Raw genomic sequence first — 430 nt, forward strand, 5'->3', positions numbered from 1 at the left:
CGATATTTTGTTGTAAATCCTCAAACTTGACTTTTATTGCGCAAGAAAGGATGAGCGTTATTGTTGGTGCTTTTATTGGGGCTGGTTTAACGCTCTGTTTTCTTGCTTGTTGTTGCTAGGGGTTCGTTTTTGCAATGTCTAGTTTGGTCTTTCCTGCCAAAATCTCGAAGGCCGATAGGGCGTTCTTGGTAATGCTTGGGGGTTGTTGTTCGTTTATAGTTGCTTTAATAGTTGCGTCATTTCGACAACCTGCAAGGAGGAGAAATCTAGCTTTTGGTGGTTGGTGGGAGCAAAGAACAAGGAGTAAGGATTGGTTGCGTTCATTAAATCGTCTTTGCGAGTTTACGAAGCAATCTCATTTTTTAGCTTCATACCTATAAATCGGTGAGGGTTAGCGGTGGTGGAACTTTTTCTTTTCCATTGATGAAAA

This window comes from Pedobacter sp. UBA4863 (assembly GCF_002399615.1).
Taxonomy (GTDB): Bacteria; Bacteroidota; Bacteroidia; order Sphingobacteriales; family Sphingobacteriaceae; genus Pedobacter.